The following is a 16,404-nucleotide window of genomic DNA, read 5'->3' on the forward strand; positions in this document are numbered from 1 at the left end:
ATATCCGAAACCACCTCACCATCACTGGGACCGTCGTGCGCAACGGGCCTTGGCCCGAATGCCGTGTGCGGCCCGTGTACTCCCGGACCGATCGTCTCGACGATACCGGCTCACCAGGGATCCTGCGATGGGCTCACTTCGGCTTGCGGAGGTTGGGCGGGAACTCCTTGCGCAGGTAGGGCGGGATCCCCACCGGACGACGCCTGCGCCGCACGATCGGCCGCTTCAGGCTGCCGAAACGGCGCAGCACCGGTGGCCGGACCACCGTCCGGTCGAACCATTCACCGAGGGTGACACCGGCGGCGAGCGCGCAGCCGACACCCAACGCGGCCAGGAGCTGATTGGCCCCGATCAGCAGTTCATCGTTGAGGGTGCCGTAGAGGCCCCGGTAGACACTGAGACCGGGCAGCAGGGGCGTGATGCCCGCGACCGCCACGATCAGCGGCGGAGTCAGCGCACGCCGCGCCATCAGACCACCTGCGAGGCCGATGATGGTGGCGGCGGCACCGGAGGAGACGACAGGGCCGAACCCGGCATGCTGGATCAGTAGATAGACGACGGTGCCCGTCGCGCCGCTCAGCGCCGCGGCGGCAAGGGCCCGGCGCTCGGCGTAAGAGGCCAGCGCGTAGGCCAGCGCCGCCACCGCGCCGGCGAGCAGCTTGACCGGCAGATCGGTGAAGACCCGCGCGGGTGTCAGATCCAGCGGTGGTGAGGTCGCTCCGAGGATCTGGCCCACCCGCAACGCCAGTGCGATACCGGCGACGATGCCGCCGGTCATCATGATCAACTCGAGCATGCGCGCGGCGGCGGTGATGGGGCTGCCGGTAATGGCATCCTGTACCGAGCCGACCAGTTGCAAACCACTGAGCAGCACCGTGATGCCCGCGGCGATGATCAGGGTCGGGTCGACGTTCATGCCGAGTGGTTCGGCCAAGGTTGCCAGCACGATCGCCGGTGTCGCGGCGATCGCGCCGCCGACCATGTGCTGAAAGAAGAACGGTAGCCCGTACCGATTGAGCACCCGATTCACTCGGTCGATCGCCGCGGTCGCGGCGAAACTGATCACCGCGACCAGGACACCGCCGCCGAGCAGGACTGCGATGGCGGCGGCCAGCAACGACCAGCCGAAGGTGGCCGTCCAGCGTGGATAAGGGTGCGGCGCCGAGGTGATGGCGTCGAGCGCCGCGCGCGCGTCCTCCGGGTCGACGATCTGGGTGCGGATCCGGCGGGTCAAGCGGTCCACCGCGGCGAGCCGGGTGAAGTCCATCCCGCGGTAGTGCACGACGCGCATGCTGCTGGCGGGCGGCAGCGATCGACCACGGTCGGCGTAGATGCGGATCGAGTCGAAGGTGACGTCGACGTCGCAGCGAGCCAGACCATAGGTGGCGGCGATGAACCGGACCGTGGTGGTGGTGTCGTTGACCGACGTCCCGGACGCGAGCACCACCTCACCCATGCGAACCGCGAGGTCGAGCACCTCGGCGACCTTCGCGTCGTCGGTGAGATCGATCGGCTGTAGCGGCGTCGGGGCAGCGACGATGGTGTCGGCGGTCGCCTGACGATCGCCGACCAGACGTCCGAATGCCTGCGTGACCACGGGCAGCTGAAGGATCCGGCGCCGTCGTGGACCGCGCGTCGCGAACTCTTCGACCGGTGGTTCGCCGGTGTCTCCTCCCGAGGGCGCGCCAATAGCCATAGCCGTGAAGGTAGTCACCTTCACCGCCCTCGCGCATCGTGATCCGCGCAACCGCGCTCACGCGGCGCATGTGCCGTGGTGACGCTGCCTTTTCCAGGGCGGCGATCAGCTGATGAATCGGCGCCGGGTGACCGATCTCGCGCCGCGATCCTTCGGCCCGCCGCGCGCGGTTGCGGCTAGGGTCGGGTCATGGCTACCGGCAGCGTATCGACGGCAGATCATCTTCGGGCGGCACTGGACGGACCGTGGGGCGCGGTCCGCGAACAGGCCAGGGAGCAACTGGCGGGGGACCGGTTCATCGGCGACCCTGATCTCGACTATCGCGCGGCGCGCGCCCGGGTTCTCGAGCAGATGCGGGCGCTGGGCGGGCTTGGTCTGGCCGAGCGCGGATTCCGCCGGGAGAACGGCGGCACCGGAGAACCCGGCGCGGCGGTGGTCGGCCTGGAGATGCTGGCCTATACGGATCTGTCGCTGTGGGTGAAGTCCGGCGTGCAGTGGGGTCTGTTCGGCGGTGCAGTGGAAAACCTCGGCACCGACCGGCACCGTGACTTCATCAAGCGGCTCATCTCGCTGGACCTGCTCGGCTGTTTCGCGATGACCGAGTCCGGACACGGCAGCGACGTCGCCAATATCGAGACCACCGCGACATACGATCCGGCGACCCAGGAGTTCGTCGTCCACACCCCGACCCCCTCCGGGCGTAAGGACTACATCGGTGGCGCCGCCGAACACGCCAGGATGGCAGCGGTTTTCGCGCAGCTCATCACCCCCGAGGGCAATCAGGGCGTGCATTGCCTGCTGGTGCCCATCCGCGATGAGCAGGGTAACGACCTGCCCGGCGTCACCACGTCCGACTGCGGGCTCAAGGGCGGGTTGCCGGGCGTCGACAACGGCCGCATCGTCTTCGACCAGGTGCGCATCCCTCGGGAGAACCTGCTCAACCGCTACGCCGATGTCGCCCCCGACGGCACCTACAGCTCCGAGATCGAGAACCCGAGTCGCCGCTTCTTCACCACGCTCGGCACCTTGGTTCGCGGCAGGGTCAGCGTGGGTGGCGCCGCGGCCGCGGGCGCAAGGGTCGCGCTGAGCATTGCCGGGCGGTACGCGTTGAAGCGTCGCCAGTTCGGCGATCCGGACGACGGCGGCGAGATTCTGCTGCTGGACTACCGCAACCATCAGCGCAGGCTGCTGCCGCTGATCGCGCGTTCCTACGCGCTGGCATTCGCGCAGAACGACCTGGTCCGGCGCATGCATCTGGTGCAGACCGGCCAAGATCTGGATCCGGGCGCCCAACGGGCACTGGAAAAGCGTGCGGCCGGTCTCAAGGTGGCCCAGACCCGTCACGCCACCCGCGCGATCCAGGAATGCCGCGAAGCATGCGGCGGCGCCGGGTATCTGACCGAGAACCGCCTGGTCACCCTCAAGGCCGACACCGACGTGTTCACCACCTTCGAGGGCGACAATGTCGTGCTCACCCAGCTGGTGGCCAAAGAGCTGCTGACCGCTTACTCCGACGAGGTGCGCGATCTCGACGCACTCGGCTGGGTGCGTTTTGCCGCCACCATGGCGGGAGATGTGGTGCGCAAGCGCTCGGGTGTGCGTCAGCTCATCCAGACCCTGCGCGATCGCGGCGACGAATCCGTCGATGAGGGCGATCTGTCCAAGCGGGCGGTCCAGCTCCAGCTGTTCGCCGACCGGGAGGACTACCTGGTCCGCACCGCGGCGCACCGGCTGCGGGCCCGGGCGGAGGAGACCAGCCCGTTCGAGGCGTTCAACAATGCGCAGGACCATATCCTCGCCGCGGGTTCGGCCCATATCGACCGCCTCGTGCTCGAGGCCTTCATCGAGGGCATCGCCGGGATCGAGGACACGGACGCGCGGGCGCTCGCGGAAACGGTCTGCGACCTGTTCGTCTACGCCACCCTCGAGGAGAACCTGTCCTGGTTCATCATGCACCGGTTCATGTCGGTGGAAAGGGGCAAGGCGGTGCGTCGCGGGGTGAACGAGCTTGTCGATCGACTGCGTCCGGACGCTCTGACACTGATCGAGGCCTTGGGGGTGCCGGAATCCATGCTGCGCGCGGCCATGCTCGAGGACGCGAGCGTCTACGAACGCAGCTGATGCGGTAGCCGAGGCCCGCGACGCCGGGGCGGGCAGCTGATTCAGTCGGCGCCGGCCATCCGCTGCCGTACCTGCCCGCCCGCGGCGCACAACAGCACCGATAGCGCGATCGCCGCGCCCGCGCCGCCGATGATGTCGGTGGCGTGGTGATAGTCCAGCGCGATCATGCCGACCGCCGCGCAAATCCACGCAGCCACCGTGCAGCAGGCGATCACCAGCCGCGCCCTGGTGGACTCGATCAGCACGACGAATGTCGTGGCGACGGCCACCAGATGCACGGTGTGTCCGCTGGGGTAGGCGAGGTAGTCGTGCAGCGGCCGCCCCCAGAACGGTTTCAGCGCCCACGTATTGAGGCCCGCCGCGACCTCCGGGACCACGACCATGGCGGTGGCGCACCACCAGCGATGCTGCCAGCCGAACCATGCGGCCCCCGCCAGCATCAATGAGATGACCACCCAGGTGTTGCTCGGCAGTGCGAGCACCTCGGCGATCCAGGGGCGCGAATCGAGGGCGGCGCTGATCGGGTCTTCGACGCGCTGATCGAGCGGGGTGGGGCCGCCGTCGGGTGGGAAGGTCAGCGGAATTGTGGCGGTGACCGTGCCCGCGACGGCCGCGGCGCCGAGTGCGACGGCCTGATCGGGTGGCGCCGGGTCGTGCGAGAGATCCGGTCCGCGCGCGGCGGGTTCGCCCGTTCCGGGAGCTGCGATCACTGCAACGACGATAGTCACCGACCGCGGCGGCCGCCTACGGCCCGTAGGTGAGGATCGCGGTGATGACCATCCACAGCACCCAGACGAAGGCGATGACCATGCCGGCCGCCAGGGTCGTCCGCATGAAGGCGCGCCCGAAATCGACGTCGCCGGTCTCGGGCGGATACAGCTTCCACGGGCTGTACCAGGGCGCCTGAATCACCTTCGACGTGTTCGCTTCCCGTTCGGCCTGGGCCAACTCCTCGGCATAGGCTTCGGCCTGCGCCTGGGCCGGGCCTCCGTGCCACAGCGTGATGTCGATCGGCCCGAGGAATCCCTCGTTCAGCAGCTCCTGCGGCGCGGGCAGATACGGAAGGATGCCGAGACCGCGGAAGGCGACCGCGATGTCGTTGGCGGTCCACAGGTGATTCTCCTGCTCGGCCAGGGTGTCGAAATAGTGCCGCAACCGCTGCGGATCGTCGCCGAGGATGGCGTCGAAACTGGGGTCGCTCCAGGCCTGTTCTATCTCGAGCCTGGCACCGCGCAACGGCACGATCAGGGCGACCCCGTGCACGGCCCGCTGGCCGAGCCCACGTGCGGCCAGCCAGTTCTGTAGCGCGAAGGTGTGATCGCGGGAGCGTTCCAGCGGGGTGCGCCGATCCTTGTTCTCCAGCGCGGCCTGCTCACCCGACACCGTCCACGAGCCGTTGAGCGGAATCTGGAGCACGCCCTCCTGGCGTGACATCAGCGCTTCGGCCTCGATCACCACACAGCTGGTCGGGGTCCAGATCACCGCGTCGAACTGATGCAGCTTGTCCTGATGGAACAGGCTGCAGTTGATGGTGGCCACGCCGTGTGGGCTGCCCGGGTCCTTCCATGTGCGCAACCAGTCGAGCAATGCCCGTTCGGCATTGGTGCCTGCGCTGTTCTGCACTCGCACGAGCATTGGCGACCGCCCTTCACGTCGACACCCGGTACCGGAAAGGATACGAGGCGGGTCCGCGCCGACCCGAGATTTCCGCACCCGCGCTGTGTCCGATGGTGGACGCGCGCGGTGCCGGACCGAAGGCTACCCGTCCGAGGGCTCCGCGGGTAGTTGTCCGGAACGCACCGCCGCGACGAGCGCGGCGTGGTCTGCCTCGGTCTGATCCGCGTAGCGCACCGCGAAGTCCGCGACGGCCTCCTCGAAACGTTCGTCGTCGCCGAGGTATCCGGCGGTCAGGCGAGGGTCGAGCGAGCGAGAATGGGCACGCGCGAGCAGCGCCCCCGCGAGCCTGCCGTAGTCGTCGAGATCCTCCGAATCCAGTTCGGCAGGGTCGATTCCGCCCTTGAGATTGCGGAACTGGCGCACCACGAACGGCAGCTCCTGCGCGGGCTCGGTGTCCGTGGCGGGCACGCGCATGCTCGTCCAGCCGAGCAGGATATCTGTTTCGGCCTGAACCAGCCTGGCGCCCTGCACGATTCGCTCACCCTCATGCCGCGGCGGAGTGTGCGACACGAACGGCGTCAGTGCGGAGGGCCTGGCCTGTTTCAACTGCAATACCAGGACCTCGCCGTCATTGCCGTAGAGCAGGGCGACGTAGCTGTGCAGGCCGACGCTGCCGGTGCCGACGATGCGAAACGCGATGTCGGACACCGAGAACCGCGCAAGCAACCCTTGGCGGGACTCGCGCAGCGTGCCCGCATAGTTCTCCAGCGCATCGATGGCCGCCTCGGTGACCGCCTCATCGACATGGGTGAGAATCGGCGGATCGTTGACGAAACGATGCCTGCGGATACCGGTTTCGTGATCGTCGAGATGTTCGGTCCATTTCGCGACCACTTTGGCGCTGGTGTTCTTACGCGCCTTCTTCGCGGCCTTCTTGAAGTCGTCGAGCAGATCGTCGGCCTTGGCCTTGCCGATCATCGACTCATCCGGAAGGGCGGTCCAGGATTCCATGAACGGCATATCGGCGAGTGCGGCGATGGTGCGGCGGTAGGACCGGACGGCGTCGCGCGCGGCATCACGGCAGTCGTCCTCGCTCGACCCGCCCTCCCGGCCCGCAAGTACCAGGCTCGCGGCCAAACGCTCGAGGTCCCACTCCCACGGGCCGGCGATGGTTTCGTCGAAATCGTTGATGTCCATGACGATGTCGCCCTGCGGGGTGCCGTAGAGGCCGAAGTTGGCCGCGTGCGCGTCGCCGCACAGCTGCGCGGTCACACCGGTGTCCGGGCCGACGGCCAGATCGGCGGCCATGAGTCCGGCCGCGCCGCGGTAGAAGGTGAACGGCGAGGTGGCCATCCGTCCGATCCGCAGTGGAATCAGATGGTCGAGGCGGCCGGCATTGCTTTCGGTCACGAACCGCACCACATCGGGTCGGTCGGGGGCCGCGGCGCCGCGATCGCGGGCGCTGAAGGGCACCTGCTCGCGCAGCGCGCTGCCACGGGCCCTGACGTCCTCGGCGGGGATATGGCTACGGAGGTCGATTCCACTGCTCATCACCGCGTACGCTACCGACTCTTGCGCAGGGTACGGGTGCCCGGTACGGGCGGATGAACACTGATGCCCCACGCGCTGGCGGTGTCGAGACGTGGGCGGACACCCGCACCTTTGACGTGCCGGGCCCGGATGGCGCCGCGGGGTGCGGATGCGGTATGCACGGGGCTGTGACAAGCGAATCGGGGACGACCGAATCCGGCCAGGGGACCGGGCGCGAACTGTTCGGTGGCGTCTTCGCCGACCGGATCCTGACCGTGCCCAACGCGCTGAGCGTGCTGCGGTTGATCGGCGTCCCGGTGTTCCTGTGGCTGATGCTGGTCGAGAAGGCCGACGGCTGGGCATTCGCCCTCCTCGTGGTCAGCGGGATCACCGACTTCCTCGACGGCAAGCTGGCCCGGCTGCTGGACCAGTCCTCCCGCCTCGGCGCCCTGCTCGACCCCTTCGTCGACCGGCTGTATCTGGTGACGACGCTGGCCGCCTTCGTGATCCGCGGGTTGATCCCCTGGTGGGTGGCCGCCATCCTGATCGGCCGCGACCTGCTGCTCACCCTCACGCTGTCGGTGTATCGACGCCGTGATCTGGACCCGCCCGAGGTGATCTACCTGGGTAAGGCCGCGACCTTCGCGCTCATGTCGGCGCTGCCGTGGCTGCTGGCCGGGCAGATGGACTGGCCGCTCGACGGTTTCGGCCGGGCCTTCGGCGGGGCACTACTGGTCTGGGGTACCGCGGTCTACGTCTGGACAGGGGCGCTCTACGCCGGGAAAGCCATCGCCGTAGCACGGGCGATCCCGCCTGCGAGCGACCACTGACAGGCGCCCGGGTCGGCGTTCGCTATAGAGTTGCGTGCACCGTGCACAACGAAAGGATGCCTTTGTGACCCAGACTCCCGAGGATCTGCGCTACACCGAAGAGCACGAATGGGTGCGTCGGATCGGTCCCTCCAGGGTCCGGGTCGGCATCACCGACTACGCCCAGTCCCAGCTCGGCGATGTCGTGTTCGTTCAGTTGCCTGCCGTCGACACCGATGTCGCGGTCGGTGACAGCATCGCCGAGGTCGAATCGACCAAGAGCGTCTCCGACATCTATGCTCCCCTGAATGCGAAAGTTGTTGGGGCAAACCAGGAATTGGAGAGTGCGCCGGAGACGCTGAATGCCGATCCGTATGGGTCGGGGTGGCTGTTCGAGCTCGAGGTGAGTGATGCCGCGGGGCTGGACACCGCACTCGGTGAACTGCTCGATGCCGCAGGTTATCAAGGAGTTATCGGGGGCTGAGGCGGCCTTCCCAGTTCTCCCTGCACGGGCCCGCCCCGGCAGGGTACGGTCAATGCCAACGGATGTGCTGCCGGCCGCTGGTGGGTTGTGCGGCCGCGACTCGAGGTCGCGGCGGTCGAGGCAGCAGCTGCCTGCATGATTATCAGGTTCGAGGAGGAGAGAAACGGTGAGCGAGAACAAAGACCCGGGTTACGGGGAGACCGCGGCCGAGACGACGTCGGTCTTCCGCGCGGATTTCCTGAACGAGGTCGACGCGTCACGCTCCGGAGAGGCGACCGGCGAGCAGCCGGTCCAGGGTGTCGAGGGACTGCCCGTCGGTGCGGCCCTGTTGGTCGTCAAGCGTGGTCCGAACGCGGGTTCGCGTTTCCTGCTGGATCAGCCGACCACCTCGGCCGGACGTCACCCCGACAGTGACATCTTCCTCGACGACGTGACCGTCAGCCGCAGGCATGCCGAGTTCCGTCAGGACGAGGATTCCTTCCAGGTGGTCGATGTGGGCAGTCTCAACGGCACCTACGTCAACCGGGAGCCGGTGGATTCCTCCGAGCTGCAGAACGGTGACGAGGTCCAGATCGGCAAGTTCCGCCTGGTATTCCTCACCGGCCCGCGTGCCCAGACCACCGATTCGGCGGCGGGTGCGGGCAGCTTGTGACAGACGGTGCGCCGATACTCGTGATCGGCGCTCTCACATGAAAGACTCGGTGTCATGACGGGCGCGGCGCAGTGGGCACGCGGAGGCATGTCGATCGGCTCCGTGCTCGACCTACTGCGGCCGGATTTCCCCGACATCACCATCTCCAAGATCCGCTTCCTGGAAGCGGAGGGGCTGATCCGTCCGGAACGGACGCCGTCGGGGTACCGCCGGTTCTCGGTGGCCGACTGCGAGCGGCTGCGGTTCGTACTCACCGCACAGCGGGATCAGTACCTCCCGCTGAAGGTGATCAAGGAGCAGCTCGAAGCGATCGACAGTGGTGCGGCGACGCTCGGTGTGCGGGAAGCCCGCGCCCGAGCGCACTCCGTGCGCCCCGACTCCGAACGCCTCCCCGGTGAGGGCGAGCGTGCCGCGACGGGGGAGCGTGCCGCCGCCCCGCGCAGGCTCGGGGTCGTTCCCGGTGAGATCTCCCCGGATGAGCTGCGCTTCGACCACGAGGTCCGGCTCACCCGTGCCGACCTGCTCGACCAGGCCGGTATCGACGAGAAGTTCCTCACCGACCTCATCCGGGCCAATCTGATCACCCCTGGTGCCGCCGGATTCTTCGATGCCGACGCAGTGACACTGGCCAAAACCGCCCGCGCCATGTCGGAGTTCGGTTTGGAGGCACGACATCTGCGGGCCTTCAAGCTCGCCGCCGACCGTGAGGCCGCCCTGGTCGCCCAGATCGCGGCCCCCATCGCCAAGAGTCGCGACGCGGGCGCTCGGGCCCGCGCCGAGGAGACCGTACGTGAGCTGGCGGCGTTGTCGCTGACCCTGCACACCAGCTTGGTGAAGGCATCGGTGCGGGCCTCGCTCGGCAACTGATTCGCTCGCGTTCTGGCCGTGACCAACACGCCGCAACGCCGTGAACTCAGCCATCGCGGCACCGTCGGGAATTCGCTTAGACTCGTGTTACGGCGAGCTCGGTAGGGACACGGCGGGCTGTCGGCGAGTATTGGGAGGCAGTGCGATGAGCGAAATGCGCGTGATCGGCATCCGTGTCGAGCAGCCACAGAACCAGCCCGTGCTGTTGCTCCGGGAGGTTTCCGGTGACCGGTATCTGCCCATCTGGATCGGGCAGGCCGAAGCCACCGCCATCGTGCTGGAGCAAGAGGGCGTCACTCCGATCCGCCCGCTCACCCATGACCTGATCAAGATCATGATCACCGACCTCGGGCACACCCTGAAGGAGGTCAGGATCGTCGATCTGCAGGAGGGCACGTTCTACGCCGATCTGGTGTTCGACAACGATCTGCGGATCTCGGCGCGCCCGTCGGATTCGGTGGCCATCGCGTTGCGCGTCGGCTGCCCGATCTATGCCGAGGAAGCGGTCCTCGACGAGGCCGGCTTGGTCATGCCGGACGAGCGCGAGGACGAGGTGGAGAAGTTCAAGGAGTTCCTCGAGTCGGTCTCGCCCGACGATTTCAAGGCCACCGACAGCTGAGCGCGGCAACTATTTTTTAGACCTTAACTACAGGTCGAGACTCTTACCGCGCGTCGCGTTTGGCCGGACGAGACTGCTCCCGAGACAATCGAGAAGAGTAATCTCGATAGTTGGGCCACGTCCGTTTCGGCAGGGTCGCCCCGGGGTACCGGTGCTCGATTCGTGGCTGTAACGGAACCGGGTCATCGATGAGGCTGAGAACGCGTCGGCGAAACAAGGGAGTGGTCAGTGGCAGAGCATTACCAGGGCGAGGTACAGCCAGGACTGTTCCCGGACGACTCGGTGCCCGACGACCTGGTGGGTTACCGCGTGCCGAGCGCGTGCCAGGTGGCCGGTATCACCTACCGGCAGCTCGATTACTGGGCGCGCACCGGTCTGGTCGTACCGTCGATTCGTGGCGCGGCGGGCTCGGGCAGTCAGCGTCTCTACTCGTTCAAGGACATCCTGGTCCTCAAGATCGTCAAGCGACTACTGGACGCGGGTATCTCGCTACAGAACATCCGCATCGCGGTCGACCATCTGCGCAGCCGCGGCGTGCAGGATCTGGCGGGTATCACCCTGTTCTCCGACGGCACCTCGGTCTATGAGTGCACCTCGCCCGAGGAGGTCGTCGATTTACTGCAGGGCGGGCAGGGAGTCTTCGGTATCGCGGTCAGCGGTGCCATGCGTGAGCTGACCGGCGCGATCGCGAACTTCCCGGCGGAACGGGCGACCGCGGCCACCGACCGGCCGGAAGACGAACTCGCGTTTCGGCGCAAGGCGCGGATGAATCGCAAGACCGGCTGACTATCGCACGAGTGTGATGAGCGCGACCGTACTCTCCAGCACGTAGTCGCGGTCCACATTGTCCGGCTCGAGTACTGCGTGCTGGGCGAAACCGGTGACCAACGCATCGACGGCGGGTGCCAGGCGGCGAGCCTGGTCCGCCGTCGTCGTGTGTGTGCCGACGGGGTCGATGCGGCGGTCGGTGCACAGCGTGATCAGGGTCGGTAGTCTGCGCGGAACTTCGGCGGCGATATCGGCTCGCAGCTGGGGGTCCCGCAGCGCGGCGCCGAGCATGTCGAGTTCGAACGCGAACACCTGGTAGCCCTGCGCACCGCCCGCCGAGCCGAGTGCGGCGTCGGCGTAGCCGCGCAGAACCTCGGCCAGGTCCAGGCTGGGATCGTCGAGGAGCGATGCAAGCGATTGCTGAAAATCCGCCATCAAATGCTGAATGGCGGCGATCATCAGCGCCTTCTTGCTGCCGAATATCGAGTAGATCGCACCGGTCGTCAGCCCGACCTGGTCGGCGAGCTCGCTCAGTCGCGTCGATTGATGGCCGCGTGCTGCGATGGCGGCAATGGTGGCCTCCAGCAGGGCCTTTCGGTTGTTCAACTGTAAGTCGGCACGGCGCACCTGCTGATGATAACGTCGTTATTGAAATAACGTGATTATCTGATCTTGATCACAGGAGGTTTGGCTCATGGACGACATCGGTGCGATCGTCGGATCGGTCGACCGGATCGACGGGTTCCCAACGGTCGATCAGCTCGCCGTTTTCCTCGCCGAGCTGGCCGCGGCACGGCCTGATCGCGTGCGCCTCACCGATATCGGACGCTCGCGCAACGGTGAGCCGATCCGCGCGGCACGAATCGGAACGGGTGAACCCCACATCATTGTGCTGGGCAATCCGCATCCCAATGAGCCACTCGGGATGGCGACGATCCGGCATCTGGTGCGCCGGCTCGTCGAGGACGAATCCGCAGTGCTCGGAGCGAGCTGGCATATCGTGCCATGCCTCGATCCAGACGGCACACGACTCAACGAAGCCTGGTTCGGTGGCCCGATGACCAGGACCGACGTAGCGCGCGGGTTCTATCGTCCGCCGAGCAGCCAACAACCCGAATGGTGTTTCCCCGTCGCCTGGCGCGGCACCACGATCGGAACACCGCTGCCCGAGACGACGGCGCTCATGACGCTGATCGACCGAACGCGTCCCGCGCTGATCGCTTCCCTGCACAATGCCGATTTCGGCGGCGGCTTCTTCTACTGCTCCGGTGGTGACCAGAGCTATTGGGCGGCCCTGACCGGGCTACTGGAAGCGGCTCAGGTCCCGGTGTACCGGGGCGAGCCCGATGCGCCCGGCTCGCGAGCTGTGGCGCCTGGAGTCTTTCGCTTGCCGAGCTTCTCGACCATGGCCGAGGCCCTTGCCGCGGCCGACGCCGATCCTGCGACAGTGCTCGGCGGTGGCGGAAGCTTGGATTATGCCGGGCGTTACGGCACAGCGGTGCTCGTCAGTGAGCTGCCGCTCTGGGTTGATGCACGCATCGACGACGATTCCCCGAGCCAACAGTGCAGCGCCGAGGTGCTCGACGCGGTGGCCAAGGCCTATCGAGAGCTCGTCGCGCTCATCGACGGCGCAGTGGAGCTGTGCCCAACGCCCGGCCGCGCGCCAGGGCCGTTCGAGCAGGCCCTTCGTGCGATGCGCACAGACCTGACCGCCATGGCGGCAGCGAAGGAGATGGGCGCCGCCCGAGCCGGCGAGCGAATCGCTACGCGTGGGGAGGTGTTCGTCGAGAATTACGTATGGATCGCCATGATGCGGCTGCGTGTCTGCGGCATGGCGCTGCGCCTGCTCGGCTCCGAGGTCCGTGACGGGACGCCGGCGGTCGCCCGCGAGCGAAGTCGGTTCGGCACGCTGTTCGACCGGTGGTCCGGTGAGATCGAGGCGGTGGCGCCCGGCGTCGTGGTGCCGCTCGAGCATCTCGTCAGGGCGCAGGCCGGTGCCATCGTCCTCGCGGCCACCCGGGTGTGTTCGGGGCTAGCGGTCTGAGGCCCATATCCGTGGTCGATGGTCGGGGCCTCTGGTACGTCGAGCGTATGCGGGTGATGAGAACAACACCTTGGCGACGGGGTCGGTGGTGCCACCGTGGCCTGAAGCCGAATAGACTGATCTGCGCGTCGCCGCCGTGCGGGAGAGTTCCGGGCCTCGAGCCCGGGCGCCGAAGGAGCAGCACCTCCCCGTCAATCTCTCAGGCAACAGGGACCGTACGGGCTTCGGCGCCTCTGGAAAGCGGTGGCTGCGGGCTGCCCGCCCATGGGGAAAGGGGTTCGGCTCCGGCCGTGACCACCGAATCTCTCAGGCGCCACGACAGAGGGGGAGGGCTGGACCCGTCGACCGCGTGGTCGATCCGCCCGACCTGGGAGTATGTTGTGAGCCGCACCTTCGCCGACCGTCACATCGGACCTGATCGCGCCGAACTCGATCGGATGTTGCCCGTCGTCGGCGTCGGTTCGCTGGACGATCTGGCCACCGCCGCGATTCCCGCCGGGATCCTCGACGATTCCGTGCTGGCGGCGCTGCCTGCCGCGGTGAGCGAACATGAGGCGCTGGCCGAACTGGCCGCCCTCGCGCATTCCAATACCGTCGCGACCTCGATGATCGGGCTCGGCTACTACGACACGCTGACCCCGCCCGTGCTGGTGCGCAACCTGCTGGAGAATCCGGCCTGGTACACCGCCTACACCCCGTACCAGCCCGAGATCAGTCAGGGCAGGCTCGAGGCGCTGCTCAACTTTCAGACCATGGTGTCGGATCTGACCGGCATGGAGGTCGCGAATGCGTCCATGCTGGACGAAGCCACCGCCGCCGCCGAGGCGATGACGCTGCTGCGGCGCGCGAACCGCTCAGCCTCTGCTCGCCTGCTGATCGATACCGACCTGTTCCCGCAGACTCGGACCATCCTCTACACGCGTGCCGAACCGCTCGGCATCGAGATCGTAGAAGCGGATCTGTCCGGCGGGCAGGTGCCCGACGGCGAGTTCTTCGGCGTCCTTGCGCAGGTCCCCGGTGCGTCCGGGCGGATCGTGGACGTGGCGCCGATCGTCGAGGCCGCACATGAGCGCGGTGCGCTCGTGGCCGTCGGTGCGGACCTGCTGGCACTGACCTTGATCACGCCGCCGGGTGAGCTGGGCGCCGATGCCTGCTTCGGTACCACCCAGCGGTTCGGCGTGCCGATGGGTTTCGGCGGTCCGCATGCCGGATATCTGTCGGTGCACGCCAAGCATGCCCGTCAGCTGCCGGGGCGTCTGGTGGGTGTCTCGGTCGACGCCGACGGCGCGCCCGCCTACCGGCTCGCTTTGCAGACCCGTGAACAGCACATCCGCCGGGAGAAGGCGACCTCCAACATCTGTACCGCGCAGGTGCTGCTCGCCATCGTCGCCGCCATGTACGCCAGCTATCACGGCGCCGACGGCCTGCGCGCCATTGCGCGGCGAGTACACGGGCACGCAACCGCCATCGCAGCTGGGCTGGACGGTGCGGTGGTGCACGAGCGGTTCTTCGACACCGTGCTCGCGCATGTGCCCGGTGGGGCGGAAGCCGTTGTGGGCAAGGCCAAGTCGCGCGGGATCAACCTGCGGCTGGTCGACGCCGATCACGTCGGTATCGCCTGCGATGAGGCGACGACCGATGCACATGTCGCAGCCGTGCTCGAATCCTTCGGCACCGCACTGCCTTCGGAGAAGCGGGACGCCGCGCCGGTGTCGATCGAGAACCGCACCTCGGAGTTCCTGACCCATCCCGCCTTCACCCGCTACCGCACCGAGACCGCGATGTTGCGCTATCTGCGCAGGCTCTCGGACAAGGACATCGCCCTGGACCGCAGCATGATTCCGCTCGGTTCATGCACCATGAAACTGAACTCGACCGCCGAGATGGAAGCGATCACCTGGCCGGGATTCGCGCGGGTGCACCCATACGCGCCGGTCGAGGACGCGCCGGGCCTGCTGCGGCTGATCGCCGACCTGGAGGGGTGGCTGTCGTCGATCACCGGCTACGACTCGGTGAGCCTGCAGCCCAATGCGGGGAGCCAGGGTGAGTACGCGGGCCTATTGGCGATCCGTCGCTATCACCTCGATCGCGGTGACACCCACCGCGATACCTGTTTGATCCCGTCGAGCGCGCACGGCACGAACGCGGCCTCGGCCGCCATGGCGGGTCTGCGGGTCGAGGTGGTGGCCTGCCGCGACAACGGCGACGTCGATCTGGACGATCTGCGTGCCAAGATCGCCGATCACGCCGACCGGCTGGCCTGCATCATGATCACCTACCCGTCCACGCACGGGGTGTACGAGCACGAGGTCGCCGAACTGTGCGCGTTGGTGCACGACGCCGGCGGTCAGGTCTACATTGATGGCGCGAACCTGAACGCGCTGGTCGGGCTGGCGCGGCCGGGCCGATTCGGTGGCGACGTCAGCCATCTGAATCTGCACAAGACCTTCTGCATCCCGCACGGCGGCGGCGGTCCCGGTGTGGGACCGGTGGCCGTGCGCTCGCATCTGGAGCAGTACCTGCCGGGTGATCCGCTGGAGTCAGGATCACATGCGGTGTCGGCGGCGAAGTACGGTTCGGCGTCGATCCTGCCGATCACCTGGGCCTACATTCGGATGATGGGCGCAGACGGGCTGCGTCGGGCGACCCTGTCGGCGATCGCCTCGGCCAATTACATTGCCCGCCGTCTGGACGAGCATTTCCCTGTGCTCTACACGGGCGAGAACGGCATGGTCGCCCACGAATGCATCCTGGATGTGCGCGAGATCACCAAACAGACCGGCGTCACCGTCGACGATGTGGCAAAGCGCTTGGCCGACTACGGTTTCCACGCGCCGACCATGAGCTTCCCGGTGGCGGGCACGCTGATGGTCGAGCCGACCGAGAGCGAAGACCTCGCCGAACTGGATGATTTCATCGAAGCGATGATCGCCATCCGCCGCGAGATCGATCAGGTCGGCGCGGGTGTGTGGCCGGTGACCGACAACCCGCTGCGCGGCGCCCCGCACACCGCTGCGAGCCTGGTCGGGGAGTGGGATCACCCCTACAGCCGCGAAATCGCCGTCTACCCGCGCGGGCTGGACCATTCCCGCGCCAAGGTGTGGCCGCCGGTGCGTCGTATCGACGGAGCCTTCGGTGACCGCAACCTGGTGTGCTCCTGCCCGCCGCTGGATGCCTACACCGACTAGAACTCGCGA

At 67.3% G+C, this 16,404-nt stretch carries 14 protein-coding genes and 1 riboswitch; of the genes, 9 read left to right on the top strand and 5 right to left on the bottom strand.

Translation table 11 applies throughout. The annotated features are described in order from the left end of the window. Positions 1-133: 133 nt before the first annotated feature. Positions 134-1,696: a threonine/serine exporter family protein gene (locus tag GV792_RS00625; RefSeq protein ID WP_256668218.1), complete on the bottom strand. Its 1,563-nt coding sequence runs from the start codon at positions 1,694-1,696 to the stop codon at positions 134-136. Between the two features lie 189 nt (positions 1,697-1,885). On the opposite strand from GV792_RS00625, the gene GV792_RS00630 reads away from it, so the two are divergent. Then, on the top strand, positions 1,886-3,817 hold the full coding sequence (locus GV792_RS00630) for an acyl-CoA dehydrogenase family protein (protein ID WP_163821617.1): 1,932 nt from the start codon (positions 1,886-1,888) through the stop codon (positions 3,815-3,817). A 41-nt stretch (positions 3,818-3,858) separates the two neighbouring features. Here the strand turns inward: GV792_RS00630 and GV792_RS00635 are convergent, their stop codons facing one another. The 3 genes from GV792_RS00635 to GV792_RS00645 all read right to left on the bottom strand — a co-directional run bounded on the left by GV792_RS00635 (position 3,859) and on the right by GV792_RS00645 (position 6,985). Then, positions 3,859-4,527: a phosphatase PAP2 family protein gene (locus GV792_RS00635; RefSeq protein WP_163821618.1), complete on the bottom strand. Its 669-nt coding sequence runs from the start codon at positions 4,525-4,527 to the stop codon at positions 3,859-3,861. 34 nt (positions 4,528-4,561) lie between these two features. After that, the gene (locus GV792_RS00640) at positions 4,562-5,440 is read right to left on the bottom strand and encodes a nuclease-related domain-containing protein (protein ID WP_309138638.1); all 879 of its coding nucleotides are present in this window, start codon (positions 5,438-5,440) and stop codon (positions 4,562-4,564) included. 135 nt (positions 5,441-5,575) lie between these two features. Further along, positions 5,576-6,985, bottom strand: a complete 1,410-nt coding sequence (locus GV792_RS00645; protein WP_163821620.1) for a DUF2252 domain-containing protein — start codon at positions 6,983-6,985, stop codon at positions 5,576-5,578. 218 nt (positions 6,986-7,203) lie between these two features. Between GV792_RS00645 and GV792_RS00650 the strand changes: the two genes are divergently transcribed. The 6 genes from GV792_RS00650 (at position 7,204) to GV792_RS00675 (ending at position 11,181) form a co-directional block, all read left to right on the top strand. Continuing rightward, on the top strand, positions 7,204-7,794 hold the full coding sequence (locus tag GV792_RS00650; protein WP_163822171.1) for a CDP-alcohol phosphatidyltransferase family protein: 591 nt from the start codon (positions 7,204-7,206) through the stop codon (positions 7,792-7,794). Between the two features lie 64 nt (positions 7,795-7,858). Beyond that, positions 7,859-8,257, top strand: a complete 399-nt coding sequence (gcvH, locus tag GV792_RS00655) for a glycine cleavage system protein GcvH (RefSeq protein WP_163821621.1) — start codon at positions 7,859-7,861, stop codon at positions 8,255-8,257. A gap of 166 nt (positions 8,258-8,423) precedes the next feature. Beyond that, a complete protein-coding gene (gene odhI, locus GV792_RS00660; protein WP_036536402.1) occupies positions 8,424-8,909 on the top strand; it encodes an oxoglutarate dehydrogenase inhibitor Odhl in 486 nt (161 codons plus the stop codon). Between the two features lie 54 nt (positions 8,910-8,963). Further along, positions 8,964-9,776, top strand: coding sequence for a transcriptional regulator FtsR (ftsR, locus tag GV792_RS00665; protein ID WP_163821622.1), 813 nt, complete (start codon positions 8,964-8,966; stop codon positions 9,774-9,776). A 145-nt stretch (positions 9,777-9,921) separates the two neighbouring features. Further along, complete coding sequence (locus tag GV792_RS00670; protein WP_163821623.1) at positions 9,922-10,395, top strand: bifunctional nuclease family protein; 474 nt, start codon at positions 9,922-9,924, stop codon at positions 10,393-10,395. Between the two features lie 228 nt (positions 10,396-10,623). Further along, a complete protein-coding gene (locus GV792_RS00675; protein ID WP_163821624.1) occupies positions 10,624-11,181 on the top strand; it encodes a MerR family transcriptional regulator in 558 nt (185 codons plus the stop codon). Here GV792_RS00675 and GV792_RS00680 read toward each other — a convergent pair whose 3' ends face one another. After that, complete coding sequence (locus GV792_RS00680; RefSeq protein WP_163821625.1) at positions 11,182-11,790, bottom strand: TetR/AcrR family transcriptional regulator; 609 nt, start codon at positions 11,788-11,790, stop codon at positions 11,182-11,184. A 67-nt stretch (positions 11,791-11,857) separates the two neighbouring features. On the opposite strand from GV792_RS00680, the gene GV792_RS00685 reads away from it, so the two are divergent. After that, positions 11,858-13,207 carry a M14 family zinc carboxypeptidase gene (locus GV792_RS00685; RefSeq protein WP_163821626.1) on the top strand — a complete coding sequence of 450 codons (1,350 nt, stop codon included), beginning with the start codon at positions 11,858-11,860 and terminating at the stop codon, positions 13,205-13,207. Between the two features lie 129 nt (positions 13,208-13,336). After that, a riboswitch (glycine riboswitch) is annotated at positions 13,337-13,433 on the top strand. Positions 13,434-13,587: 154 nt separating this feature from the next. Then, entirely contained in the window at positions 13,588-16,395 is a 2,808-nt protein-coding gene (gene gcvP, locus GV792_RS00690) for an aminomethyl-transferring glycine dehydrogenase (RefSeq protein ID WP_163821627.1), read from the top strand. The last annotated feature ends 9 nt before the right edge of the window (positions 16,396-16,404 follow it).

Source organism: Nocardia cyriacigeorgica (assembly GCF_010868145.1).
GTDB classification, from domain to species: domain Bacteria; phylum Actinomycetota; class Actinomycetes; order Mycobacteriales; family Mycobacteriaceae; genus Nocardia; species Nocardia cyriacigeorgica_D.

Excerpts from the sequence above, each read along its gene's own strand:
- ftsR (WP_163821622.1), top strand. The coding sequence starts at position 8,964 with ATGACGGGCGCGGCGCAGTGGGCACGCGGAGGCATGTCGATCGGCTCC.
- GV792_RS00685 (WP_163821626.1), top strand. The coding sequence starts at position 11,858 with ATGGACGACATCGGTGCGATCGTCGGATCGGTCGACCGGATCGACGGG.
- GV792_RS00670 (WP_163821623.1), top strand. The coding sequence starts at position 9,922 with ATGAGCGAAATGCGCGTGATCGGCATCCGTGTCGAGCAGCCACAGAAC.
- GV792_RS00645 (WP_163821620.1), bottom strand. The coding sequence starts at position 6,985 with ATGAGCAGTGGAATCGACCTCCGTAGCCATATCCCCGCCGAGGACGTC.
- GV792_RS00625 (WP_256668218.1), bottom strand. The coding sequence starts at position 1,696 with ATGGCTATTGGCGCGCCCTCGGGAGGAGACACCGGCGAACCACCGGTC.
- GV792_RS00630 (WP_163821617.1), top strand. The coding sequence starts at position 1,886 with ATGGCTACCGGCAGCGTATCGACGGCAGATCATCTTCGGGCGGCACTG.